At 76.3% G+C, this 23,465-nt stretch carries 18 protein-coding genes; 8 read left to right on the top strand and 10 right to left on the bottom strand.

The genetic code is table 11. The features are described 5' to 3' along the window. Positions 1-76: 76 nt before the first annotated feature. Together ADEH_RS10710 and ADEH_RS10705 are read right to left on the bottom strand one after the other, a co-directional pair. Complete coding sequence (locus tag ADEH_RS10710) at positions 77-1,021, bottom strand: diacylglycerol/lipid kinase family protein (protein ID WP_232287492.1); 945 nt, start codon at positions 1,019-1,021, stop codon at positions 77-79. 128 nt (positions 1,022-1,149) lie between these two features. Further along, on the bottom strand, positions 1,150-2,148 hold the full coding sequence (locus tag ADEH_RS10705; RefSeq protein ID WP_011421114.1) for a hypothetical protein: 999 nt from the start codon (positions 2,146-2,148) through the stop codon (positions 1,150-1,152). A gap of 106 nt (positions 2,149-2,254) precedes the next feature. On the opposite strand from ADEH_RS10705, the gene ADEH_RS10700 reads away from it, so the two are divergent. Together ADEH_RS10700 and ADEH_RS10695 are read left to right on the top strand one after the other, a co-directional pair. Next, positions 2,255-4,219, top strand: a complete 1,965-nt coding sequence (locus ADEH_RS10700; RefSeq protein ID WP_011421113.1) for an ABC-F family ATP-binding cassette domain-containing protein — start codon at positions 2,255-2,257, stop codon at positions 4,217-4,219. A gap of 29 nt (positions 4,220-4,248) precedes the next feature. After that, the gene (locus ADEH_RS10695; protein WP_041453488.1) at positions 4,249-4,449 is read left to right on the top strand and encodes a hypothetical protein; all 201 of its coding nucleotides are present in this window, start codon (positions 4,249-4,251) and stop codon (positions 4,447-4,449) included. 27 nt (positions 4,450-4,476) lie between these two features. Here the strand turns inward: ADEH_RS10695 and ADEH_RS10690 are convergent, their stop codons facing one another. Both ADEH_RS10690 and fusA read right to left on the bottom strand, forming a co-directional pair. Continuing rightward, on the bottom strand, positions 4,477-4,953 hold the full coding sequence (locus ADEH_RS10690; protein ID WP_011421112.1) for a hypothetical protein: 477 nt from the start codon (positions 4,951-4,953) through the stop codon (positions 4,477-4,479). Positions 4,954-5,089: 136 nt separating this feature from the next. After that, entirely contained in the window at positions 5,090-7,159 is a 2,070-nt protein-coding gene (gene fusA / locus ADEH_RS10685) for an elongation factor G (RefSeq protein ID WP_011421111.1), read from the bottom strand. Positions 7,160-7,276: 117 nt separating this feature from the next. Here fusA and ADEH_RS10680 point away from each other — a divergent pair, with 117 nt between their 5' ends. Next, positions 7,277-7,888 (top strand): tRNA-uridine aminocarboxypropyltransferase, encoded by a 612-nt coding sequence (locus ADEH_RS10680; protein ID WP_011421110.1) that lies wholly within the window; start codon positions 7,277-7,279, stop codon positions 7,886-7,888. A gap of 52 nt (positions 7,889-7,940) precedes the next feature. Here ADEH_RS10680 and cls read toward each other — a convergent pair whose 3' ends face one another. Further along, positions 7,941-9,401, bottom strand: a complete 1,461-nt coding sequence (gene cls, locus ADEH_RS10675) for a cardiolipin synthase (RefSeq protein ID WP_011421109.1) — start codon at positions 9,399-9,401, stop codon at positions 7,941-7,943. Between the two features lie 161 nt (positions 9,402-9,562). Here cls and ADEH_RS10670 point away from each other — a divergent pair, with 161 nt between their 5' ends. Further along, complete coding sequence (locus tag ADEH_RS10670; protein WP_011421108.1) at positions 9,563-11,821, top strand: hypothetical protein; 2,259 nt, start codon at positions 9,563-9,565, stop codon at positions 11,819-11,821. Here ADEH_RS10670 and pepF read toward each other — a convergent pair. After that, positions 11,818-13,758, bottom strand: coding sequence for an oligoendopeptidase F (pepF, locus tag ADEH_RS10665; RefSeq protein WP_011421107.1), 1,941 nt, complete (start codon positions 13,756-13,758; stop codon positions 11,818-11,820). The two genes, ADEH_RS10670 and pepF, sit on opposite strands and share 4 nt — an antisense overlap. Before the next feature lie 146 nt (positions 13,759-13,904). Between pepF and ADEH_RS10660 the strand changes: the two genes are divergently transcribed. Beyond that, entirely contained in the window at positions 13,905-16,541 is a 2,637-nt protein-coding gene (locus tag ADEH_RS10660; protein WP_011421106.1) for an AsmA family protein, read from the top strand. A gap of 3 nt (positions 16,542-16,544) precedes the next feature. On the opposite strand, the gene ADEH_RS10655 is transcribed toward ADEH_RS10660, so the two are convergent. From ADEH_RS10655 to purT, 3 genes are all read right to left on the bottom strand, one after another. After that, positions 16,545-17,546 (bottom strand): class I SAM-dependent methyltransferase, encoded by a 1,002-nt coding sequence (locus ADEH_RS10655; protein ID WP_011421105.1) that lies wholly within the window; start codon positions 17,544-17,546, stop codon positions 16,545-16,547. Between the two features lie 95 nt (positions 17,547-17,641). Then, positions 17,642-17,890 (bottom strand): hypothetical protein, encoded by a 249-nt coding sequence (locus tag ADEH_RS10650; RefSeq protein ID WP_041453487.1) that lies wholly within the window; start codon positions 17,888-17,890, stop codon positions 17,642-17,644. Between the two features lie 178 nt (positions 17,891-18,068). Continuing rightward, the gene (gene purT, locus ADEH_RS10645) at positions 18,069-19,232 is read right to left on the bottom strand and encodes a formate-dependent phosphoribosylglycinamide formyltransferase (protein WP_011421103.1); all 1,164 of its coding nucleotides are present in this window, start codon (positions 19,230-19,232) and stop codon (positions 18,069-18,071) included. A gap of 72 nt (positions 19,233-19,304) precedes the next feature. Here purT and ADEH_RS10640 point away from each other — a divergent pair, with 72 nt between their 5' ends. Further along, positions 19,305-19,661, top strand: coding sequence for a hypothetical protein (locus ADEH_RS10640; RefSeq protein ID WP_041453486.1), 357 nt, complete (start codon positions 19,305-19,307; stop codon positions 19,659-19,661). Further along, positions 19,658-19,990: a SaoD/DsrE family protein gene (locus ADEH_RS10635; RefSeq protein ID WP_011421102.1), complete on the top strand. Its 333-nt coding sequence runs from the start codon at positions 19,658-19,660 to the stop codon at positions 19,988-19,990. Before ADEH_RS10640 ends, ADEH_RS10635 begins: the two co-directional genes overlap by 4 nt. A gap of 12 nt (positions 19,991-20,002) precedes the next feature. Here the strand turns inward: ADEH_RS10635 and thiD are convergent, their stop codons facing one another. Further along, positions 20,003-20,788 (bottom strand): bifunctional hydroxymethylpyrimidine kinase/phosphomethylpyrimidine kinase, encoded by a 786-nt coding sequence (gene thiD, locus ADEH_RS10630; protein ID WP_011421101.1) that lies wholly within the window; start codon positions 20,786-20,788, stop codon positions 20,003-20,005. Positions 20,789-20,931: 143 nt separating this feature from the next. Between thiD and ADEH_RS10625 the strand changes: the two genes are divergently transcribed. Beyond that, positions 20,932-23,370 carry a DUF3536 domain-containing protein gene (locus tag ADEH_RS10625; protein ID WP_041453485.1) on the top strand — a complete coding sequence of 813 codons (2,439 nt, stop codon included), beginning with the start codon at positions 20,932-20,934 and terminating at the stop codon, positions 23,368-23,370. Positions 23,371-23,465: the final 95 nt, after the last annotated feature.

The raw sequence follows: 23,465 nt of genomic DNA, 5'->3' as shown, positions 1-23,465 counted from the left end.
GCCCATCCGTGCGTGCGCGGCGGCGCGCGCGGAGCGTGACGCTTGCGGGGGAAGGCGCGGGCGGCGCGGCAGCGGCTCAGTCGCCGTTCGCGGCGGCGCGCTTGCGGCGCCCGGCGATGATGCGGAGCGCGGCCGGCTCGACCCGGATCTCGAGCTCGCCCGGGGAGACCGAGCCCTCCAGGTCGATCTGGATGGGCCAGCGCGAGTCGAGGCGGATCCGCGCCGCGCGCGCGGTGCGCACGCTGCCGCTGGGCGGGGCGGCCGTCGCGACGCCGTGCCGGAGCGCGGAGGTGAAGGTGCGGCGGCGCCGGTGCACCACCGCGTCGGCGAGGCCGTCGGCGGGGTCGGCGTCCGGGTGGACCACGGTGCCCCAGGCGACGCAGGGGAGGTTGTACACGCCCACGTTGAACACCGGCTCGGAGGGATCGGCGAGCACCACGCCGTCCGCCTCCAGGCGGACCCCGGTGTGCTTGCGGAGCGCCCCCGGGAGCGCCGCGAGCAAGCCGCCCACGCGCGCCAGGCCGCGCCCGCGCGACGCGCCGGAGATGATCTGCCCCTCGAACCCGCAGCTCACCGAGGCGAGCGCCAGCGGGGCCTCGGGGTGCGTGGTCACGAGCGCGTCGATCAGGACCGAGCGGCCGTCGGCGATGGCGGCGAGCGCGCGGCGCAGGTCCGCCACCCCGAGCGCGTGGGCGATGGCGTTGCCGACGCCGAGCGGGAGGATGGCCATGGGCCGGTCGGCGCGCCCCGCGGCCCGCACCGCGCGCGCCACGAAGTTCACCGTCGCGTCGCCGCCGGCCGCCACCGGGATCTCGTCGGGCGCGAGGCCGCGCATGGCGCGCTCGGCGCCGGACAGCGTGGTCACGACCGACAGGCGCGAGCGGCGGGTCCAGGCGGGCGCGCGCGAGAGGAGCCCGCGCAGGCGCGCGGCGGCGTGGCCGTCCTGCGCCTCGGGGTTGACCAGGAACACGAGGCGGGGGAACTCCACCTCGCCGCGGGCGGAGGTGCGCACCGGCTCCATTCCCTCCGCTGCCCGCATGCCGCCCCCTTCGAAGCCCAGACGTTACACGCTGAGGCGCAGCGTTTCCAGCCCGTCCGGTGGGGCGCGGAGTTCGTGAGGAACCACCCGGGCCTGCGCCGGGGATCGCCTCACGGCTGGCCCGGGGTCGAGGCGCGGGAGGCGACCTCCTCGGCGGCGCGGACGTCCTCCGGCGCGCCGAACCGCCGCGCCAGCGCCACGGCGCGCTGGGCCGCGGTGCGGGCGGCGCCGCGGTGCCCGGCCGCGAGCAGCCGCCGCGCCAGCGTCGCCGAGGCCGCGCTCGCCGCGCGCAGGCTGCCGCTCCGCTCGCCGAGCTGCGCCGCCTTCCGGAGCAGCACGCGCTGCTCCTCCTCGGCGGTGCCGCGCTCCGCGAGCACGTCGGCGAGCGCGATCTGGGCCCAGGGCACGTACGCGGCCGCGCCGGCCTGCTCGCGCAGCGCGAGCGACTGGCGGAACCCGAGCTCGGCGCGCGCGAGGTCCCCGCGGTCCTGGTCCAGCCCGGCCAGGTGGCGCTCCATGTTGGACAGCATGAAGTCGTCGCCGAGCCGCCGGGCGCGGGCGGCGCCGTCCTCGAGGAGCGCGCGGGCCGCCTCCGGCCGCCCCTGCCGATCCTCGGTGAGGGCCTGGTGGAAGATCGCCTCGGCCTCGAGGCGCGCGTCGCCGGCGCGCCCCGCGGCGGCGCGGGCCTCGCGGACCGCGGCGGCGGCCGCGCGCATCCGCGAGGGGTCGTCGAGCGCCTCGAAGAAGACGCGGCGCGCCTGGACGAGCAGGGCGGTGGCGAGCACGCGCGGGTCGCCGGCCTCCCGCGCGGCGGCGAGCGCCCGGTCGGCGGCCGCGGCGGCCTCCCGCGGCGCGTGGCGGTGGAACTGGCTCCGGTCCACCGCGATGCGCGCCAGCAGCACCGCCAGCTCCGCGCGCACCGCCGCCGGGGCCTCGCCGCAGGCGAGCTCGCGCTCCACCGCGGCGCGCGCCGCGTCCCAGCGCCCCTCGAGCAGGTCCTGCTCGACGCGCGCGGAGAGCTGGGGATCCGGCCCGACCTTCCCGGGCAGCGGGGTGGCGGCGGCGAGGTGCAGGAGGGCGAGGGCGAGGGCGGGTGCGGGCGGGAACATCGGGCGATCTCGGGCGGCGGGGGCCGCTCGGGATGGGAGGGGGCGCCGGCCGCCTTGTGACCTCGACCCCGGCCCGCCGGGGCCGCGCCGGTGCTATGAAGGCGCCGTGACGCTCCTCCACGCGGCCGGCCTCGGCCTCTCCTTCGGCAGCCGCACCCTGTTCGACGGCCTCACCTTCACCATCGAGGAGGGCGAGCGGGTCGGCCTGGTGGGCGTGAACGGCGCGGGCAAGTCGTCGCTCATGCGCATCCTGGCGCGCGCCGCCGAGCCGGATCGCGGCGAGGTGCAGCTCCGCCGCGGCGCGCTGGTGACGTACCTGCCGCAGGAGCCTTCGTTCCCGGAGGGCGCCACCGTCGCGTCCGAGCTCGAGGTCGCGCGCGCCCCGCTCCGCGCCGCGCTGGAGGCGCACGCCGCGCTCGCGGCGCGGCTGGAGACGGAGCGCGACGGGGCGGCGCACGAGCGGCTCCTCGCCGAGATGGCGGCGCTGTCGGATCGCATCGAGCACCTGGGCGGCTGGGACACCGCGCACGAGGCGCGCCGGCTGCTCGACCGGCTCGGCGTGCCGGACTGGGATCGCCCGGTGGCGGAGCTGTCCGGCGGCGCCCGCAAGCGCGTGGCCATCGCCCGGGCGCTGCTCACGCGGCCGGACCTGCTGCTCCTCGACGAGCCCACCAACCACCTCGACGCGGACACGGTGGACTGGCTGGAGGAGGAGCTGGACCGGCTCGACGGCGCGCTCCTGCTCGTCACCCACGACCGCTACTTCCTCGACGACCTGGTGGACCGGATCGTCGAGATCACCCCCGGCGCCGGCGTCACCAGCTTCCCCGGCAACTACGAGGCGTACCTCGAGCAGAAGCTGGAGCTGGAGGCCCTTGCCGCGACCGCGCAGCACAAGCAGGAGCGGTGGATCGCGCAGGAGGTGGCCTGGCTCCGCCGCGGCGTGGAGGCGCGGCGCACCAAGAGCAAGGCGCGCATCGAGCGCGCGCGGCGGCTGATGGCCGAGCGCGGGTACCAGCGGCCGCGCGCGGCCGACCTGAGGCTGGCGGAGGCGCCGCGGCTGTCGCAGGTGGTGCTGGAGGCGCACGGGGTGGAGAAGCGCTTCGGCGAGCGGACCGTCCTGCGCGAGGTCGAGGTGGTGCTGCAGCGGGGCGAACGGCTCGGCATCGTCGGCCCGAACGGCGCCGGCAAGACCACGTTCCTGCGCGTGCTCCTCGGCGAGCTCGCGCCCGACGCCGGCGAGGTGGTGGTGGGGAAGCGGACCCGCGTCGCCTACTACGACCAGCAGCGCGCCCGGCTCGACCCGGAGCAGACCGTGTACGAGGCCGCGGGGGGCTCGCCGCCGGGGCGCACCGGCGAGGACTTCGTCGAGCTCTCCGGCAAGCGCGTCGCGCTCCGCGACTACCTCGACGACCTGCTGTTCCCGCCCACCATGCAGCGCATGCAGGTGAAGGCGCTCTCCGGCGGCGAGCGCAACCGGCTCCTGCTGGCGCGGCTGTTCCTCGAGGGCGCGAACGTGCTGGTGCTCGACGAGCCCACCAACGACCTCGACCTCGTCACGCTGAACGTGCTCGAGAGCCTGCTGCTCGGGTTCGACGGGACGGTGCTGCTCGTCACGCACGACCGCTACTTCCTCGACAAGGTGGCGACCTCGATCCTGGCGCTGGAGGGCGACGGCCGCGCGGTGCGGTACCCCGGGAACTACGAGACGTACCGGACGCTGAAGGAGCAGGCGGCGGCCGCGAACGCGCCGTCGCCGGCCCCGGTGAGCGATCGCGCGCGCGAGGCGCCCTCCGGGGCGAGCGCCGCCGCGCCGGAGCCGAGGGCGCGCAAGCCCGGCAAGCTCTCGTTCAAGGAGCAGCGCGAGCTGGAGGGGATGGAGGCGGCGATCCTGGCGGCCGAGGAGCGCAAGGCCGCGCTCGAGGCGACGCTCGCCGACCCCGAGACGTACCGCCGGGAGGGCGGCGCGGTGGCCGGGATGCGCGAGGAGCTGGAGCGGCTCGCGGCCGACGTGGAGCGGCTGTACGCGCGCTGGCAGGAGCTGGAGTCGTTCCGCGGCGGACCGGCGTAGGCCGGCGCGGTGGTATCCTCCGCGCCCCCATGAGCGTCTGGCACGTCCAGGTGAACGGCGTCCCGGCCTGCACCTCGCCGGTGATCGCGGAGGAGGAGCGGCTCGAGCCGCCCGTGTGCGGCGCGCGCAACCGGCAGCGGGCCGAGGAGTACGCGGCGATGCTCCGGGAGCGCCACCCGGGCGCGGCCGTCGAGGTGGTCGAGCACGGCTGCCCGATGCGCGGGGAGTGAGCGCCGCGGGGCGGTCCAGCGCGCGGCCTAGTCGTGCGGCTTGTTCTCGGCGTCGAGCTTCCAGCGCAGCGTGACCATCACCTTGCCCCACCCGTGGGCCCCGGGCGTGCCGCCGGGCTCGCCGGGGCGGAAGTCCACCCGCAGGTTGGCGTTGGCGATGTACCCGGCCACGGTGGAGATCGCGGGGATGGGCGCGCGGGAGAGGATGCCGAGCACGAGGTCGGTGCGGCTGGCCCTGTACAGCGGACCGGACTGCTCCGGCAGCGACGAGGCCTGGAGCTGGCACACCTCGGGCGGGCAGACGGGCGCCTGGCGGCGCAGCTCGCCCTCCGGCTCCTCCAGGGAGGGCTGGCGCGACGCGGCGGGGGCGGGCGCCTGCGCGACCAGCGCGCTGCGGGAGGAGGCCAGCCCGAGCCTGGGCATCACGGGGCGGCGGCCGTCGTCGCCCGCACGGGCTGGCAGCGAGGTGGCGAGCAGGGCGAGCGCGAGCAGGGATCGGACCATCTCCGATCAACCTGCGCGCTGGCGCGCGGCGGAACAACGCCGCCCGGCGAGACGCCCTGCCTGGCGCCGGCCAGGGGGTTGGCCCGCCCGAGTGACGCAGCGCCTCCGGCCGCGCCGGCGCGGCGAGGCGGCGGCCTCAGCCGGCCACGTCGAAGCGGTCGAAGCGCATGGTGAACAGCGCGCGGCCCTGCGTCGCCGATCGCAGCTCGGTGGCGTAGCCGAACATGCGCCGGAGCGGGGCCTCGGCGGTGATCACCTTGACCGCCTCGCCCCGGTCGGCCACGTCGAGCACGGTGCCCTTGCGCCGGTCGAGGCTCCCGATGACCTCGCCGAGGTGCTCCGACGGGAGCACGATCTCGACGCGCATGAGCGGCTCGAGGAGCACCGGGCGGGCCTTCGCGGCTGCGATCCGCACCGCGTCGGCGGCCGCGACCTTGTACGCGAACGGCTTCGAGGCGCCCTCGCGCCAGGTCGCGCCGGTGAGCGTCACCCGCACGTCCTGCAGCGGGTGCCCCTCCAGCGCCCCCGCCTCGGCCGCCTCGCGCGCGCCGTCCTCCGCCATCCGGCGGACCTCCGGGCGGAGGAAGGGGAGCGCGGCCGCCTCGGGCGAGAGCTCGAAGCGGAAGCCGCCGCCGCGCGCCAGCGGCCCGACCGCGACCGACACCTGGCCGTAGATCTCCTCGTCCTCGAGCTTGCGCTCGAACGTGGCCTCCGCGGCGGCCTCCGCCGAGAGCGTCTCGCGCAGGAGCACCTGCGGCTGGCCGGTGCGGACGCCGAGCCCGAACTCCCGCCGGAGCCGCTCGGCCACGATGTCCAGGTGCAGCTCCCCCATGCCGGACACGAGCAGCTGGCCGGTGTCGGGGTCCTCGCCCCACCGGAAGGTCGGGTCCTCGTCGGCGATCCGCCCGAGCGCCTCCAGCAGGAGGTCGCGGTCCTTCTGCGAGGCGGCCTCGATGGCCTCGGAGATGACCGGCTCGTAGGACGAGAGCCGCTCGAGCAGCAGCGGGTGGGCCTTGTCGGTGAGCGTGTCGCCCGTGCGGGTCTCCTTCAGGCCGGCGACCGCGAAGAGCTGGCCGGCGCCGAGGGAGGGGACGCGCTCCTTCTGCGACGCGTGCATGAGCAGCACGCGACCCACCTTCTCGAACTTGCGCTGGCTCGCGTTCCAGACCGCGTCGCCCTCGGCGACGCGCCCGGAGTACACGCGCAGGAACACGTACCGGCGCCGCTCGTCGAGCAGCGACACCTTGAACGCGAGCGCCAGCAGCGGGGCGCCGTCGGCCGGCGGGCGCCGCTCCTCCTCGCCGGTGTCGGGGTGGACGCCGGCCGGAGGCGGCACGTCGAGCGGGGAGGGGAGCCAGTCGCAGACCGCGTCGAGCACCTGCGGGATGCCCTTGTTCCGCAGCGCCGAGCCGCACAGCAGCGGCACGAACCGCCCGGAGAGCGTGGCCCGGCGGATGGCGGCGCGCAGGCCGCCCTCGTCGAGGTCGCGGTCGGACAGCACCGCCTCGGCCGCCCCGTCGTCGAGGTCGGCGAGCGCGGCCACCAGCGCGGCGCGCTCGGCCTCGCCCTCCGCCGAGATGCCCGGCTCGGCGGTGAACGCGCGCGGGTCCTCCGGGTCGCCGAACCGGACGGTGCGCCGCGCGACCAGGTCCTCGAAGCCGGAGAAGGCCGCCTCCGCGCCGAGCGGCCGCTGCACCGCCGCGACCACGTGGTCGGGGAAGTGCTTGCGCATGGAGGCGAGCGTGTGCCCGAGGTCGGCGCCGACGCGGTCCATCTTGTTCGCGAACGCGATGCGCGGCACGCGGTAGCGGTCGGCCTGGCGCCAGACGGTCTCGCTCTGCGGCTCGACGCCGTGCGCGGCGTCGAACACCGCCACCGCCCCGTCGAGCACGCGCAGCGAGCGCTCGACCTCGATGGTGAAGTCCACGTGGCCGGGCGTGTCGATGAGGTGCAGCTCGTGGGCGCGCCACTCGAGCCGGGTGACCGCGGACGTGATGGTGATCCCGCGCTCGCGCTCGAGGTCCATCCAGTCCATCACCGCGGCGCCCTCGTGCACCTCGCCCATCTTGTGGGTGCGGCCGGCGACGAACAGGAGGCGCTCGGTGAGCGTCGTCTTGCCGGCGTCGATGTGCGCCATGATCCCGAGGTTGCGGATGGCGCGCATGCGCCGCTCCGACGCCGTCCCCTCGCCGCGTGGCTCCCCCATGCACCGACCCTCCGCCCGCCGCCCCGCCTCCGGCCGCGCGCTGCCGCTGAGTATACGTCGGCGGCCGCCGCGCGCCCGGTTCCGGATCCGCGGCGCTTCGACTAGGCTCCGCGTCCCGTGCGAGAGCTCTGCCGTCGCTGCCTGCGCCCCGCCGCTCTCTGCCTGTGCGCGTCCCTGCCGGTGGTGCGCGCGCGGACGCGCGTGGTGATCCTCCAGCATCCCCGCGAGGCCAGGCTCGCCATCTGCACCGCCTGGCTGACGCGCCTGGCGCTGGAGGACTGCGAGCTGCACCGGGGCGTCCGCTTCGAGGATCACCCGCGCGTGCGCGAGGTGGTCGCGGCGCCGGGCGCGGCGCTCCTGTTCCCCGGGGAGGGCGCGGTCCCCGCCGCGGCGCGCGCCGGCGACCCGCCGCGGCTGCTGGTGGCGGTGGACGGGACCTGGCACCAGGCGCGGAAGATGGTGGAGGCGAGCCCGTCGCTCGCGGCGCTGCCCCGCATCTCGGTCGTGCCCGACCGGCCGGGCGGCTACGCCGGGCTGCGGCGCGAGCCCGAGCCGGAGTACCTCTCCACGCTCGAGGCGGTGGCGCTCGCGCTCGGCGCGCTGGAGCAGGACCCGGCCCGCTTCGAGCCGATGCGCGAGGCGTTCCGGAAGATGGTGGCGCAGCAGCTCGAGTGCGCGCGCGGGGCGCGGCGGAACCCGAGGCACCGGGGCGGCGGCGCGGGCGCCTGACGCGGCTTCCGGGGAGAGGCCCCAGCCGCATGGCTGGGGAGGGGTGGAACCGTCATAGTTGCGGTGCCAGCAGGCGCGCGGCGCTGGCGCCGAGCCGCGACAGGAACGGCGCGTCCGCCTCCCGCGTGGTCTTGGGCCGCGCCACCTCGAGGTCGCGCTCGAACATCGTGGCGAGCGCCTGCGCCGCGGGGGCGCCGTAGAGCACGGCGGTGACCTCGAAGTTGAGCCGCAGGCTCCGGTTGTCGAGGTTGGCGGTGCCGACCATCCCGACGTCCTGATCCACCAGGCAGGTCTTGGCGTGGAGCATGCGCGGCCCGTAGAGCCAGATCCTCGCGCCGGCGGCGAGCAGCGCGTCGTGGTACGTGCGCGACGCGGCGTCCACCACCCGCGAGTCGGTCCGGCGCGGCAGCAGCAGCCGCACGTCCACGCCGCGCAGCGCGGCGCTGGTCAGCGCCGCGAGCATCGCCTCGTCGGGCACGAAGTACGGGGTGGTGATCCAGACGCGCTCGCGCGCGCCGCCGATCGCGGCGACGTGGAGGTGGCCGACGGCGGACGTCTCCTGGTCCGGTCCGGACGGCACGACCTGGACCTCGTGCGACCCGGGCGCCTCGTCCGGGAAGTACGGCCGCAGCCCACCGGGCGGCAGCGGCGAGCCGGTCTTGCCGGTGGCGAAGGCCCAGTTCTCGAGGAAGGTGAGCTGCAGTCCGTGGACCGCGGCCCCCTCGATGCGGACGGTGGTGTCCCGCCAGGCGGCCGGGCCCGCCACGGCGGCGCTCTGGTCGTCCGACACGTTCATCCCGCCGGTGAAGCCGACCCGCCCGTCGCACACCACGATCTTGCGGTGGGTGCGGAAGTTGGCCGAGCCGCCGCGCAGCCGCGAGGCGAGCATGGGGTTGAAGCGCTCCACCTCGCCGCCGGCCTGGCGCAGCGGCGCGAGCAGCGCCGCGCCGAGCCGCGGCGAGCCCGCGTCGTCCACCAGCAGCCGCACCTGCACGCCGCGCGCGGCCGCGGCGGCGAGGGCGGCCAGCACGCGGGCGCCGGTCCGGTCGCGCTCGAAGATGTACATCTCCACGTGGACGTGGTGCCGGGCCGCCGCGAGGTCGCGCTCCACCGCCGCGAAGTAGTCGTCGCCCTCGGCGAAGAGGGCGACCGATCGCGCCGTCTCGGGCGGCGGCGCCTGGAGCCGGATCGCGAGCCGGGCGAGCTGCCCCATGCTGGAGAGGTCGCGCGCGGTGGCCCGGTCCCACGCCTCCAGGTACGCGCCGCGGGCGCGCTTCAGCACGTTCAGGCGCAGCTTCTTGCGGTCGAGCCGCCGGGGCCCGACCACGAGGTACACCGCCACGCCCACCACCGGCATGGCGGCGAGCGCCAGGATCCAGGCCAGCGTCGCGGTGGGGGAGCGCCGCTCCAGCAGGATCCAGCAGCTCGCCGCGAGCACCCAGGCCGCCTCGAGGACCCCGAGCACGCCCGGCGAGGGCAGCGCGTCGAGGAGCGCGAGGTCGGGGGTCCACATCCTCGCGATTCTACACAGGGAGCGGGCGGGCGTGCCGGCGCCTGCCGGGCCGCCGCGCCTGCGGCGAGCGGCGCGGTACCCACCCCCCACGGCATGGGGTACAACGGAGCGTGTCCGGCCGCCGCGCGCCTGCCTGGCGGCCGCCTGCACCGGGGGAGTCCATGTCCGAGCCCGCCGCGGTTCCCGCCCCGCAGCCCACGCCGACCCCGACCCGCGCGCCGCAGCAGCGCGCCGGCCCGCACCGGTGGCGCTTCTACCGGGTGGGCGGCCTGGAGCAGCCGTACCTGGAGACCGGCGAGGACCTCGCGCGGCTCGCCGAGCTCGACCAGAAGCTCTGGGTGGCGCTCTCCTGCCCGACGCGGGGCCTGGAGCTCGACGCCCGCACGCTGGAGCTGCTCGACCTCGACCACGACGGCCGCGTCCGCGCGCCCGAGGTGCTGGCCGCGCTGCGCTGGTGCGAGGAGCGGCTGGTGGACCTCGAGTCGCTGCTGCGCGGCGGAGACGCGCTGCCGCTGGCCGACATCGACGCCGCGAAGCCGGCCGGGCACGTGCTGCTCGGCGCCGCGCGCCAGGTGCTGTTCCACCTCGGGAAGCCCGAGGCCTCCGCGGTGCTGCCGGCCGACGTGGCCGACCTCACCAAGCTGTACGAGAGCACCCGCTTCAACGGCGACGGGGTGGTGCCGCCCGAGACCGCCGACGATCCGGAGGTGCGCCAGGCCATCGCCGACGCGATCGCCTGCGCCGGCGGCGAGCGCGACCGCAGCGGCAAGCCCGGGATCGACCGCAAGCGGCTCGACGCGTTCTTCGAGGACCTGGCGAAGCTCGACGCCTGGGCGAGGGCCGGCGAGGCGGCGGACGTCGCGTTCCTGGGCGAGGCGACCGCGGCGGCGTGGGAGGCGTTCCACGCGGTGAAGGACAAGGTGGACGACCACTTCGTCCGCTGCCGGCTGGCCGCGCTCGACCCGCGCGCCGCGGTGGCCATGAACCGGTCCGAGCCGGAGCTGGTGGCGCTCGCCGCCCGCGACCTGGCCCGGTCGCGCGAGGAGGTGGCCGCGTTCCCGCTGGCGCGCGTGGAGCCGGGCCGCCCGCTCGCGCTGGGCGGGCCGGTGAACCCGGCCTGGGCCGCGGCGCTCGCCGCGCTCCGCGAGAAGGTGGTCGCGCCGGTGCTCGGGGCGGACCGGGGCTCGCTCGCCGCCGAGGAGTGGGAGCTGCTCTCGGCGCGGTTCCTGCCGTACCAGGCGTGGCTCGGGGCCAAGCCCGCGCAGGCGGTGGAGCGGCTCGGGGTGCCGCGGGTGCGGGCGCTGCTCGCCATGGGCAAGGCGCCGATCGAGGCGCTGGTGGCGCGCGACCTCGCGCTCGAGGCGGAGGAGGCCGCCATCGGCGACGTGGTGCGCATGGTCCACTACCACCGCGACCTGGCGCTGCTGCTCCGCAACTTCGTCTCCTTCGCCGACTTCTACGACCCGCGCCGGCCGGCGGTGTTCCAGGCCGGCACGCTGTACCTCGACGGCCGGAGCTGCGACCTGTGCGTGCGGGTGGACGACCCGGGCGCGCACGCCGTGCTGGCGGCCCACTCGCGCATGTACCTCGCCTACTGCGAGTGCCGCCGCCCGGGCGGCGAGGCCATGAAGATCGCGGCCTGCTTCACGCAGGGTGACTCGGACTACCTGATGGTGGGGCGGAACGGCCTGTTCTACGACCGGCAGGGGCGGGACTGGGACGCCACCATCGTGAAGATCGTGGACAACCCCATCTCCATCCGCCAGGCGTTCTTCTCGCCGTACAAGAAGTTCCTGCGGATGATCGAGGACCAGGTGGCGCGCTTCGCCGCCGCCAAGGAGAAGGCCTCGGAGGCGCGCCTCGCCTCCGGCGCCGAGGCCGGGGTGGGCGCGGCGACCGGCGGGAAGCCGCCCGTCCCGGCGGCCGTGGACGTGGGCAAGATGGTCGGCATCATCGCCGCCCTGGGCGTGGGCGCCGGCGCCATCGGCACGCTCCTCGGCGGGCTGGTGTCGGGCTTCGTCGGCCTGGAGCCGTGGTGGGCGAAGCTGGTCGCGGTGCTCGGGGTGCTGCTCGTCATCTCCGGCCCGTCCATGCTCATCGCCTGGCTGAAGCTCCGCCAGCGGAACATCGGCCCGGTGCTGGACGCGAACGGCTGGGCCGTGAACGGCCGGGTGAAGGTGAACGTGCCGCTGGGCGCGGCCCTGACGCAGGCGGCGGCGCTGCCGCCGGGCGCGCGCCGCACGCTCGACGATCCGTACGAGGACCGCCGGGCGCGGGCGCGCCGCCGGCTCGCCTGGCTCGTCCTCGCGGCCGTGCTCGCGGGCCTCGGGCTCGCCCGCCGCGCCCAGGTGTGGCCGTTCGCGCCCCACGCGCCGGAGGCGCCGCCCCCGGCGGTGTCGCCGGTGGTGCCCGGCCGCTAGCGGCCCTTGGCCGGCTTCGCGGGCGCCGCCCGCACGCCGGCCGCCCCCGGGCTCCGCTTCAGGATCCGCTCCATCTCGTCCATGGTGGCGTTCATCTCCTCCATGGCGGCCGCGAACGGCGCGGGCGTGGTCATGTCCACCCCCGCCTCGCGCAGCAGGTCCACCGGGTAGCGCGAGCCCCCCGCGGCGAGCATGGCCAGGTAGCGGTCGCGCGCGCCGGTGCGCCCCTGCGCCTCGTCCTCGCGGATGGCCCGGGCGATGGCGGTGGAGGCGACCAGGCTGGTGGCGTACTGGTACACGTAGAAGTCGTAGTGGAAGAAGTGCTGGATGTACGTCCACTCGGCGCCGTAGAGGTCGGCCACCTGGCAGACGCCGGCGTCGTGCCCGTAGTACTTGCGCACCAGCCCCAGGTACAGCGCGCTCATCCTCTCGCCGGTGAGCGCCTCGCCCTTCTCGGCGAGCTGGTGGATGGCGAGCTCGAACTCCGCGAACATGGTCTGGCGGAAGAGCGTGGTGCGCAGCGACTCGAGCCGGTTGCCGAGCAGCGCCAGCCGCTCCCCGTCGTCCTTCGCCTGCCCGATGGCGCGGCGGAACAGCAGGTTCTCGTTCAGCGTGGAGGCGACCTCGGCCACGAACGTGGCGTAGTTCGACGTGGCGTAGGGCTGCTTCTCGAACGCCAGCACCGTGTGCATCGAGTGGCCGGCCTCGTGCGCCAGCGTGGAGACGTCGGTCCACTGCCCGTTGAAGTTGAGGAGCTGGTACGGGTGCACGCCGTACACGCCGGTGGAGTACGCGCCGGCCCGCTTGCCGGTCACCGGCAGGAAGTCGGTCCAGCCGCCCTGGAGCCCGGCCCGCAGCTTCGACACGTACGCGTCGCCGAGCGGCTTCACCGCGTCGAGCGTGAGCGCCACCGCCTGGTCCACGTCGTAGCGGCGGTCCACCGCCTTCACGAGCGGCACGTACAGGTCCTCGTAGCGGAGCGCCGGCAGGCCCAGCATGCGCTGCCTGAGCTTCAGGTAGCGGTGCAGGGTGGGCAGGTTCGCGTTCACGTCGGCGACCAGGCGCTCGTACACGGCGGTGGGGACGTTGTCGCGGAACAGCGCGGCCGCGAGCGAGGAGTCGAACCGGCGCACGTCCCGCTCGAACAGGTGCGCCTTCACCTGCGCGTACAGCGCCGTCCCGATGGTCCGCTCGTACTGCTTCAGCGCGCCGAAGTAGGCGTGGAACACCTTCTCGCGGTCGGCGGCCGCCGGGCTGGTGCGCGCGCGCTCGTAGCCCGCCTGGTCCAGCCGGACCGCGCCGGTGGAGAGCTTCACGGTGGGGAAGGGCAGGTCGGCGTTCAGCAGCACCGAGTGCACGTCGCGCCCGGCGCCGTCGAGGTCGCCGGTCTTCGCCACGATCCGCTCCTCGCCGGCGGGGAGCGTGTGCGGCTTCCAGCGGAGCGTGTCGTCGAGGAAGAAAGCCCACTCGCGCAGGCGCGGGTCCTCGCCGAGGAAGCGCTTCACCGTGTCTGCCGGCAGCTCCAGCACCGCCGGGCGCACCCAGGAGAGCGCCGCCTGCACGTCCACCGCGAGCCGCTCCGCCTCCGCGCGCATGGCGCGCGCCCCGGGCTCGCGCGTGTCCTCGTCGGCGCGGGCCGAGGCGTAGACGTAGACGCGGTCGAGCGCGTTCTGCAGCGCGCCCATCTCGGAGAGCGCGTCGGCGAGCGCCCTGGCCGAGTCGGCGAGGTGCCCGCGGTGACGGTCGAAGCCGGGGAGCCGGCCGGCGAGGTCGGCCCGCGCCTTCGCCCAGGCCGCGTCGTTCGGGAACAGGTCGGCGAGCTTCCACTTGTAGCGATCGGGGACCTGGGCGCGGCTGGTGGCCGCGCGCGGCGCGGCGGGCTTCGCCGGGGCGGCGGCCACCGAGAGGGCGGCGAGGAGGGCGATCGGGGTGTGCAAGGCGGCGCTCCGGGCGAGGGGTCGGCGAAGATCGCCCAGCCTGCCACGCCCCCGCCGTGGCGGGAATGGTTTGCCGGGTGCATCCCGCGCCGGCGGTCGTGACGCTCCGTGCTGACAAGCCGGCCGCTCCGACGTAGCCTCCGCCCATGCCTCCCGCTCGTTCCCGCCGCTGGCCGAAGGTCCTGGCCGTCGTCGCCGTCGCCGTGGTCGCCGTGGTGCTCGCCGGGCTCCTGCTGCTCGACCGCATCCTCCTCGGGCAGGTCCGCAAGCAGGCGGACACATTGTCGCAGCGGCTGGGCCGTCCGGTGACGGTCGAGCGCGTGAAGACCCGGCTGCTCGGCGGCGTCGGCGTGCGGGTCGGCGGCGTGTCCGTCGGGCCCGGGGAGGGAGAGGACCGGCCGCTCGCCACGCTGGAGCGCGCCGAGGTGGAGGTGAACCTGCTCGGGGCGCTGCTCTCGGGCGGGAAGCGCGTGACGGTGCGCGAGGCGGTGGTGGACGGACTGAGGGTCAACGTCGTCCGCTTCCCGGACGGCATCACGAACCTGGAGCGCGTGGCGAAGCGGCTGGAGGAGACCGCCGCGAAGGAGCCCCCCGCGCAGGCGCCGGAGGGCGAGCCGAAGCCGGCCGATCTCTCCGCCGTGCGGGTGGACCGCGCCGCGGTGGAGAACGCGCGCATCGCGTTCCTCGACCGGAGCGTGAAGGGCGCCGAGGAGCTGTACGTGGACGACCTCGACGTCGAGGTGCGCGACCTGCGCGCCGGCCGGCCGCTCGAGGTCGTGCTGAAGGCGGCCGTGCTGGCGAAGGCGCAGAACCTGGAGCTCCGCGTGAAGGCGGCGCCGCTCCCGCCGACGCTGGTGCCCACGCCCGAGCAGCTCACGCTGAAGGTCCAGCCCATCGACCTCGGGCCGCTGGCGCCGTTCGTGCCCGGCGAGGCCGGCTTCCGCGGCGGCCGCTTCCAGGCCGACCTGGCGGTGGCGCTGGGGGCGGCGGTGCCGGGCGGCAGCGGGCGCACCACGGTGAAGGGCGGCTTCCGCGCCGACCAGCTCGCGTTCGCGGGGCAGGAGGGCGGCAAGAAGCTGGACGCGTCGCTCGACGCCGACCTGGACGCGGACGCGGAGAAGGGCGACCTGCGCATCGGCAAGCTCGAGCTCACCGCCGGGCCGGTGGCCCTCACCGGCCACGGCGCCGCCACCGGGCTGCGCGGCGACGCGCCGCGCGTCGAGGGCCTGGAGATCGTCTCCCGCGGGCTCGACCTGGCCGCGCTCACCGCCTACTACCCGCCGCTTCGGAAGCAGCTCGGCGACAACGTGGTGGCCGGGCCCATCGGGCTGTCGCTGAAGGGCTCCGGCGGGCAGGCCGCGCAGTCGCTCGAGCTGCGGGTGGACCTCGGCCCGGTGCACCTCGCCATCCCGCGGCAGCTCGCGAAGGCGGCCGGCGCGCCCATGTCGCTGGTGGCCCGCGCCGACCTGGCGCAGCAGGGCGGCGTGGTCCGCTTCGACGCCGGCGCCGACCTCGCCGGCGTGGACCTGCGGCCGGGCGGCTCCATCGCCAAGAAGCCGGGCGACCCCATGTCGGCGCGCGCCGCCGGGACCTACCGGAAGGCCGGCGCCGAGCAGCAGGTCGAGCTGACGCGGCTCGACCTGGACCTGCTGGGCGACGCGCTGGCCGGGAAGGCCAGGGTCGCCCTGGGCGGCACGAAGGAGAAGCCCACCACCCGCTTCGACGCGGAGCTGTCGGGCCAGCGGCTCGACCTCGACCGGCTGCTCGTCCCGGCGCCGGAGGGGGCGGAGAAGCCGAAGGAGCCGGCGGCGTCGAAGCCGCTCGACCCGAAGGCGTTCGCCGGGCTCTCCGGCACGGCCAGCGTGCGCCTCGGGCTGCTCCGCATGGAGAAGCAGGACCTGCGCGACGTGGTGCTGAAGGTGAAGGTGGTGGAGGACGCGGTGACGCTGGAGGAGGCGCGGCTGGTCGCGTTCGGCGGCAGCGTGTCCGCGGCCGGCACCGCGGTGAAGCTCGCCCACCCGGAGGAGCCGTTCAAGATCGACGTGACCATGAAGGGCGTCGAGGGCGAGCAGCTGCTGGCGCTCTTCTCGAAGCGCAAGGTGATCGGCGGCAAGCTCGACGCCGCGCTGCAGCTCACCGGCAAGGGCACCTCGCTCGACCCCATCAAGCAGAGCGCCACCGGCTCGCTCACCGGCGACCTGCGCGACGGCGCGTTCTTCGGCAAGGACCTGGTCGCGGCGGTGGCGGCGCCCATCGCGTCGAAGCTCCCGTTCGCGGGCGGGCGCGTCACCGAGGGCGGCTCGACCAGCCTGGGCAAGCAGCTCGGGTTCGCGTTCCAGATCGCGAACGGCGTGGCGAAGCTCACCAAGCCCATCACGGTGAAGACCGGGGACAACGCGCTCTCGTTCGACGGCGGCGTCCGGCTCGACGGCACGCTCCAGATGCCGACCACGCTCGAGCTCGGCCCGGAGGTGATCGCGAAGATCACCGGCGGCCGGGCGAAGATGAGCGCGCCCATCCCGGTGACGTTCAACCTGTCCGGTCCGGCGTGGAGCCCGCGCCTCGACGGGCTGTCGCTCGACGGCGCGGTCCAGGCCATCGTGAAGCAGGCGGCGACCTCGGCCGCCGGGCGGCTCCTCGGCGACAAGGCCGGCGCCGCCGGCGCCGATCTCGGGAAGCAGAAGGCGGCGGCCGAGCAGAAGGCGCGCGACGAGGCCCAGAAGCGCAAGCAGCAGCTCGAGGACGAGGCGAAGAAGAAGCTGAAGGGGCTGTTCGGCCGGTAGGCGCTACGCGCGCCGCGTGACGCGGCACGCGTACCAGGGCAGCGCCGCGGCCCCGGGCGCGGCCCGAGGCGGCGCCGGCGCCGGCACCGGCGTCGTCTCGACGCGCCAGCGGTCCGGCGGGAGGTGCGCCTCCACGAACGGCAGGCCCGGCGCGTACGCGAGCGTGCCGCCGGGCCGCAGCGCGCGCAGCAGCTCCATGTACCGCCGCGCGTAGCGGAGCGCCTCGTCGCCCGGGCGCAGGTGGTGGTGGAGGAAGTGCAGCGAGAAGCCGAGGTGCGAGACGATCGTGCCGAGGCTGCCGGGCGCGAGCGGGACGGTGAGCCAGTCGCCGCGCAGGACGCGCTCCGAGGGCTCCGCGGCGCGGTCCACGCCGCGCGCGTCCACGCCGCGCGCCGCGAGCCAGCCCACCAGCCGCGCCCCGGGGCCGCAGCCGAGGTCGAGCACCGGCGGGAGGAGCGCCGCGGGATCGAGCCCGAGCACGCGGAGCTGCAGCTCGGGCCCGTACTCGGCGGAGACCACCTCGCGCAGCGCGGGCGCCGCGTCGCCGGCGGCGAGCGCGGCGACGAACGCGGCCAGGTCCGTCCGGAACGCCTCCGCGGCGCCGGCCAGGGCCTCGGCGAGCGCCGCCTCGGTGCGCGCCGTCGCGAGCGCGGCCGCCCCGGACCGGAGCGCGGCGGCCACGAGCCCGGCCAGGCGGCCCTCCTCGCGCGCGCCGACGGGCAGGAACTGGTTGCGGGCGAGCAGCGCGGCCGCGAGGCGCGCGGCGAGGTCGCCGGCCGGATCCCCGGCGAACCCGGCCCCGGGGCGCGGGGCCGCGAGCGCGGCCTCCAGCCAGCCGCGCACCGCCTCGCGCTCGGGCAGCAGCGCGGCGGCGAGGGCGCGGAGGCCGGCGGCGGGAACCGGGGCCGGCCGGGCGAGCGCCTCGAGCCTGGCGGGGGCGAGGCGGGCGGCCTCGGCGAGGATCGCCTGGCGGAGCGCCTCGAGGCGCGCGGGATCGGCGGGCATGGACGCGCGCGAGGCTAACCCCGGGCCGGTGAGGGCGCAACGCGCCCGCGGCGTGCGCCTCCCCCGCGGCGGGCGGGGGAGGCGCGGCGCACGGGCTACTTCGGGACGGGCGCCTGGAAGGCGGCGATCTCGTCGGCGCTCGGCTGCGGCTCGGGCTCGGCGGGGTGGAAGCCGGCCTGCTCCGGCACGGGGGCCGGCGCGGGGACGGCGGCGGGATCGGGGAGGGCGTCGGCGTGCGCGGCGGGCGGGGGTGGCGGGACCGCCGCGTCGGACCGGCTGGAGCAGGCGCCCGCGAGCATCGCGAGCGCGGCGGGGATGGCGAGGAAGGCGGCGCGTTCGAACATGGTGCGACTCCGGGGTTGGGGTTGCGAAGGCGATCCCCGGTACTGCACCTCGCGTGCCCGCCCGCGCGCGCCGCCGCGGCGCGCGTTTTCCCCGCGGCGTGTCGCGGGGGACACGCGTCGCGTGGGCGCGCCGACGCGCCGGCCGGCGGTCGATCGTCGCCGCGGCGACAGGCCCGCGCTACGGATCGACCGACACGCGGGCGGCGACCGCCCTGGCCCGCTCCACCAGCGCGCGCGGGTCGTCGCCGGGCGCGCCCGAGACGAGCGCCACGCCCATGCGGCGGTGCGGGCGCAGCGCCGGCTTCCCGAAGATGCGGACGTCGGCCCCGGGCTCGGCGAGCGCCGACTCCAGCCCGCGCACCACCGGCGCGCCGGTGCCGCGGGCCAGGATGACGGCGCTCGCGCCCGGCCGGACCAGCGTGATGGGCGGGATGGGCAGGCCGAGCACGGCGCGCAGGTGCAGCTCGAACTCGTTCAGCGGCTGCGTGCCGGCGAGCGTCACCATCCCGGTGTCGTGCGGGCGCGGCGAGAGCTCCGAGAACCAGATCCGGTCCTTCGCCAGGAAGAACTCCACGCCGAAGATGCCCGCCCCGCCCAGCGCGCGGGTCACCGCCCCCGCCATCCGCCGCGCCTCCTCGAGGAGCGGCGGCGGGACCGGGTGGGGCTGCCAGCTCTCCTGGTAGTCGCCGCGCTCCTGCCGGTGGCCGATGGGCGGGCAGAACAGCGTCTCGCCGCGGCGCTGGGTCACGGTGAGGAGGGTGATCTCCGAGTCGAAGGGGATGAACTCCTCCACGATCACCTCGCGGAGGTCGCCCCGGGTGCCGGACATGGCGTAGGCCCAGGCCGCCTCGAGGTCGCCCTCGGCGCGCACCACGCTCTGTCCCTTGCCCGACGACGACATGAGCGGCTTCACCACGCACGGGAGCCCGATCTCGTGGACCGCGGCGCGGAACGCCTCCGGCGTGGAGGCGTAGGCGTACCGCGCGGTGGCGAGCCCGAGCTCGCGGGCGGCGAGGTCGCGGATGGCCCGCCGGTTCATCGTGAACGCGGCCGCCCGGGCGCTCGGGACCACCTGGACGCCCTGCGCCTCGTAGGCCTGCAGCCGCTCGGTGCGGATGGCCTCGATCTCGGGGACGATCACGTCCGGGCGGTGCTTCGCGACCAGCGCGTCGAGCGCCGCGCCGTCGAGCATGCTCACGACCTCGCGGGCGTGCGCCACCTGCTGCGCGGGCGCGCCGTCGTAGGCGTCCACGGCGATGATCTCCTGGCCGAGGCGCTGCGCCGCGATCGTGAACTCCTTGCCGAGCTCGCCGGAGCCGAGGAGCAGGATCTTCTTTCGCATGGCGGCGCAGTGTACGCGCCCGGTACCCGTCAGGGAACCGCACGAGCCGTGCACCCGTGACAAGTATCCGCGGTGCCACGCTCCGTCGCCGAGCTCGTCTCGGATCTGCGCCACGCCGGCGCGCTGGACGGCGCGCGGCGCGCGGGAGCGGCCGAGGGCGGCGAGCGGCTGCGGGTGCGGATCGGGCTGTGGCCCGGCCGCGGCGCCGGGCCGCGGGCGCGCTTCCGCGCCACCACCTGCGCGTCGCTCCTCGCCTACGCCGAGGCGGCCTGCGCGCTGCTCGAGGCGGGCACGCCGCCCGGCGAGCTCACGCCGGCGCTCCTTCGGGCCCAGGTGAGCGGGGTGCACCCCGCCCACCTCGATCGCGCGGAACTGGTCGCGGCCGCGGTACGGGCCGCCGCGGCCGAGCCGGAAGGGAGCAGCGCTTGAACGTCGCCTACGTGTTCTCGACGCCGAACGCCTCGTACATCCTGGAGAAGATGATCGTCCCGCAGCTCGAGGAGGGCCGCCACGGCGCGACCGTGGTCGGGATGTTCTTCTTCGTGGACAACACGTATCTGCTGGTGAAGGGCAACCCCACCGGCGAGCGGCTCGCGGCGGTCGCCCGCAAGACCGGCATGCTGCTCATGGGCTGCGACCAGTGCTGCTACCAGCGCGCCATCGCCGACCGGCTCATCGAGGGCATCCCCATCGGCTGCTTCCCGGACCTGTACAAGGCGCTCTCGGGCGCGAAGCTCGACCAGGTGATCACGCTCTGACCGGCCGCGGGGCTACCCGGTGAGCGGGTGGAGGTGGTCCACCGGCCCGCGCCCCTTGCCGACGGTGTACGAGCGGCGCAGCGCCTCCACCAGGTAGGCCTTCGCGCCGCGGACCGCGTCGAGCAGCGCGTCGCCGAGCGCGAGCCGCGCGCACAGCGCGGCCGAGAGCGTGCAGCCGGTGCCGTGCACGTTCGCGGTGTCGATGCGCGGGCCGGGGATCTCCTCCAGGCGCGCGCCGTCGAAGAAGACGTCCTCCGCGCCGGGCACGCTCTCGCCGCCCTTCACCAGCACCGCGCGCGCGCCCAGCCGGTGGAGGTCGCGCGCCGCGTCGCGCATGGCCGCGAGCCCGCGCACCGGCCGGCCCAGGAGCGCCTCGGCCTCGTGCAGGTTCGGGGTGACGATCGCGGCGAGCGGGAACAGCCGCTCCACGTAGGCGCGCTCCGCGGCCGCGTCGAGCAGCCGGTCGCCGCTCTTCGCGACCATCACCGGGTCCACCACCAGCGGCCCGAGCGGCAGCCGGGCCGCCGCGTCGGCGACGGCGCCGATGATGGCCGCGTTCGCGAGCATCCCGGTCTTGGTGGCCGCGACCGGCATGTCGGTGGCGACCGCCTCGAGCTGCGCCACCACCATGGCCGGCTCGAGCGCCACCCAGGCGGTGACGGCCACCGAGTTCTGCGCGGTGACGGCGGTGATGGCGGAGGTGCCGTGGAGGCGGTGCGCGGCGAACGTGCGGAGGTCGGCCTGGATGCCGGCGCCGCCGCCGGAGTCCGAGCCCGCGATGGTGAGGGCGACCTTCATGGTGCGGCACCATAGCCCAGGATCGGCAGCGCGCGGGCCGGCGCGCGGGTGCGCAGGGGGCCGAACGAGGGGCCGCGCGCGGAGCGGGACGGCCCCGACGAGCAGTCGCGCCGCGCCGGGGCGCGCCTACCATGGTCGGACCCATGTCCCGCCGCCTGCTCTGCCTGCACGGGCACTTCTACCAGCCGCCGCGCGAGAACCCCTGGATCGAGGCCATCGAGGTGCAGGACTCGGCCGACCCGTTCCACGACTGGAACGAGCGGATCGCGGTGGAGTGCTACGCGCCGAACGGCGCGGCGCGCCTGAAGGACGGGCGCGGGCGGATCCTGGACATCGTGGACAGCTACCTCCACCTGTCGTTCAACTTCGGCCCCACGCTGCTCGCCTGGCTGGAGCGCCACCGGCCCGACGCCTACGCGCGCGTCCTCGAGGCGGACGCACGCAGCCTGGAGCTGCGCGGCCACGGCAACGCGCTCGCGCAGGGCTACAACCACGCCATCCTGCCGCTCGCCTCGCCCCGCGACCGGCTCACGCAGATCCGCTGGGGCCTCCTCGACTTCCGGCGCCGCTTCCACCGCGAGCCCGAGGGCTTCTGGCTGCCCGAGACCGCCGCCGACACGGCCACGCTGGAGGCGCTGGCGGGCGAGGGCATCCGCTTCACCATCCTCTCGCCCTACCAGGCGGTGCGGGTCCGGCCGCCCGGCGGCGAGTGGGTGGACGCCACCGGCGCGCGCTTCGACCCGACGCGGCCCTACCGCGTGCGCGCGGGCTCGCGCGAGCTGACGGTGTTCTTCTACGACGGCCACATCGCGCGCGACCTGGCGTTCGGGGACGCGCTCGGCTCGGCCGTGGCGCTCCTCGACCGCCTGGAGGGCGGGTTCGACCCCGGGCGCGACCACGACGAGCTGCTGACGGTGGCCGTGGACGGCGAGACGCTCGGTCACCACAAGAAGGGCGGCGACGAGGTGCTGGCGGGGGCGCTGCGCGAGCTGGCGCGGCGGCCGGGCGTGGAGCTGGTGAACCTGGGGCAGGCGCTGGACCGGATCCCGGCGGAGTGGGAGGCGGAGATCGCGGAGGGGTCGTCCTGGAGCTGCGCCCACGGGGTGGAGCGCTGGCGCTCGGACTGCGGGTGCAGCGCGGGCGGGGCGGAGGGCTGGAGCCAGGCCTGGCGCGCGCCGCTGCGGGCCGCGCTGGAGGGGCTGCGCGGGGCGCTCGACGGGATCTACGAGCGCGAGGCGGCGGGGCTGCTCCCGGACCCGTGGCGGACGCGCGACCGCTACGCGGAGGTGCTGGTGGACCCGGCGCGCCGCGACGCGCCCGACTTCGTGCGGCGGGAGGCGGGGCGGGCGGTCTCGCCGGAGGAGCTGGTGCGCGCGCTGCGGCTGCTGGAGCTGCAGCGGCAGGGGCAGCTCATGTTCACGAGCTGCGGCTGGTTCTTCTCGGAGCTGTCCGGGATCGAGACGGTGCAGGTGCTCCGGTACGCGGCGCGCGCGGTGCAGCTCGCCCGCGAGGTGGCCGGCGTGGACCTGCAGCCGGGCCTGGAGCGCGCGCTCGCCGCCGCGCCCTCGAACGACCCGGCGCTGGCGAACGGGCGCGAGGTGTTCCGCCGGCTGGTCGAGCCGAGCGTGGTGTCGCTGGAGGGCGTGGGCGCCCACCTCGCCATCGCCGCCTCGGTGCGGCCGGTGCCGGACGCGGGCTGGGCGTTCTGCTACGCGTACCGGGTCGAGGGACGGCGGGCCGCCGCGGCCGGGCCGGTCGCGGTGGCGCTGTGCCGGCTGCAGCTGGAGAGCGCGCTCACCCGCGAGACGCTCGACGCGGTCGCCTGCGTGCTCCACTTCGGCGCGGCCGACTTCCGCTGCGGGCTCGCGCCGTACCGCGGGCCGGAGCAGCTCGCCGAGCTGGAGGAGGCGCTCCTGGCGCGATCGCCGGCGCAGTCCCTGGCGCAGCTGCTGCGGGCGGTGGACCGGTTCTTCCCGGGGCGCGACTACGGGCTCCGCGACCTGTTCCTCGACGAGCGCCGCCGCGTGGCGGGCACGCTGCTGGAGGGGACGCTGCGCCGGTACGAGGACGGCTACCGCGAGATCTTCGAGGACAACCGGCGCCTGATGGAGTTCCTGCGCGAGATCGACTCGCCCGTGCCCGGGCCGCTGCGCGTCACCGCGGACGTGACGCTGACCGCCCGCGTGCTCCGCGTCACCGGCGCGGCGCGGACGGGAGAGGTGGACCTCGCCGCGGCCGAGGCGGAGCTCTCGGCCACCGTGGACCTGGCGCGCCGCCTCGGGGCGCACCTGCACCTCGACGCGGTCCGGCGCGACGTGGAGCAGCTCGTGGAGGAGCGCGTCTCGGCGCTGGTGGCGGGCCAGTCGCCGGCGGCGCGGGCGGCGGAGCTCACCGGGATCCTGAGCCTGGCCGAGCGGCTGGGGCTCCGGCTCGACCTGTGGAACGCCCAGAACCGGATCTGGGCCTGGGCCGGCTCGGCCATGGTCACGCTGGACCGGGAGGCGGTCGCGGAGCTGGCCCGGAGGCTCTGGTTCGACGAGGGGACGCTGCTGGCGCGCGCCGGGTTCGCGCCGGCGGCCTGACTCCCGAATCGGCGTCCTGCCGTCGGGGTCTTCGCCTGCGCCCCTTGCGGACCCCGGGGGCGGCTCGGCTAGCATCGACTTCCTTTTCCTCCCGA

This window comes from Anaeromyxobacter dehalogenans 2CP-C, from assembly GCF_000013385.1.
Lineage (GTDB): Bacteria > Myxococcota > Myxococcia > Myxococcales > Anaeromyxobacteraceae > Anaeromyxobacter > Anaeromyxobacter dehalogenans_B.
The sequence above is the reverse complement of the archived record's forward strand: the minus strand, read 5'-3'. Positions and strand labels throughout refer to the sequence as shown.

Coding starts and splice junctions, on each gene's coding strand:
- thiD (WP_011421101.1), bottom strand. CDS start 20,788: ATGAAGGTCGCCCTCACCATCGCGGGCTCGGACTCCGGCGGCGGCGCC.
- ADEH_RS10625 (WP_041453485.1), top strand. CDS start 20,932: ATGTCCCGCCGCCTGCTCTGCCTGCACGGGCACTTCTACCAGCCGCCG.
- ADEH_RS10655 (WP_011421105.1), bottom strand. CDS start 17,546: ATGCCCGCCGATCCCGCGCGCCTCGAGGCGCTCCGCCAGGCGATCCTC.
- cls (WP_011421109.1), bottom strand. CDS start 9,401: ATGTGGACCCCCGACCTCGCGCTCCTCGACGCGCTGCCCTCGCCGGGC.
- ADEH_RS10670 (WP_011421108.1), top strand. CDS start 9,563: ATGTCCGAGCCCGCCGCGGTTCCCGCCCCGCAGCCCACGCCGACCCCG.
- ADEH_RS10705 (WP_011421114.1), bottom strand. CDS start 2,148: ATGTTCCCGCCCGCACCCGCCCTCGCCCTCGCCCTCCTGCACCTCGCC.
- ADEH_RS10695 (WP_041453488.1), top strand. CDS start 4,249: ATGAGCGTCTGGCACGTCCAGGTGAACGGCGTCCCGGCCTGCACCTCG.
- fusA (WP_011421111.1), bottom strand. CDS start 7,159: ATGGGGGAGCCACGCGGCGAGGGGACGGCGTCGGAGCGGCGCATGCGC.
- purT (WP_011421103.1), bottom strand. CDS start 19,232: ATGCGAAAGAAGATCCTGCTCCTCGGCTCCGGCGAGCTCGGCAAGGAG.
- ADEH_RS10660 (WP_011421106.1), top strand. CDS start 13,905: ATGCCTCCCGCTCGTTCCCGCCGCTGGCCGAAGGTCCTGGCCGTCGTC.
- ADEH_RS10650 (WP_041453487.1), bottom strand. CDS start 17,890: ATGTTCGAACGCGCCGCCTTCCTCGCCATCCCCGCCGCGCTCGCGATG.
- ADEH_RS10710 (WP_232287492.1), bottom strand. CDS start 1,021: ATGGAGCCGGTGCGCACCTCCGCCCGCGGCGAGGTGGAGTTCCCCCGC.
- ADEH_RS10690 (WP_011421112.1), bottom strand. CDS start 4,953: ATGGTCCGATCCCTGCTCGCGCTCGCCCTGCTCGCCACCTCGCTGCCA.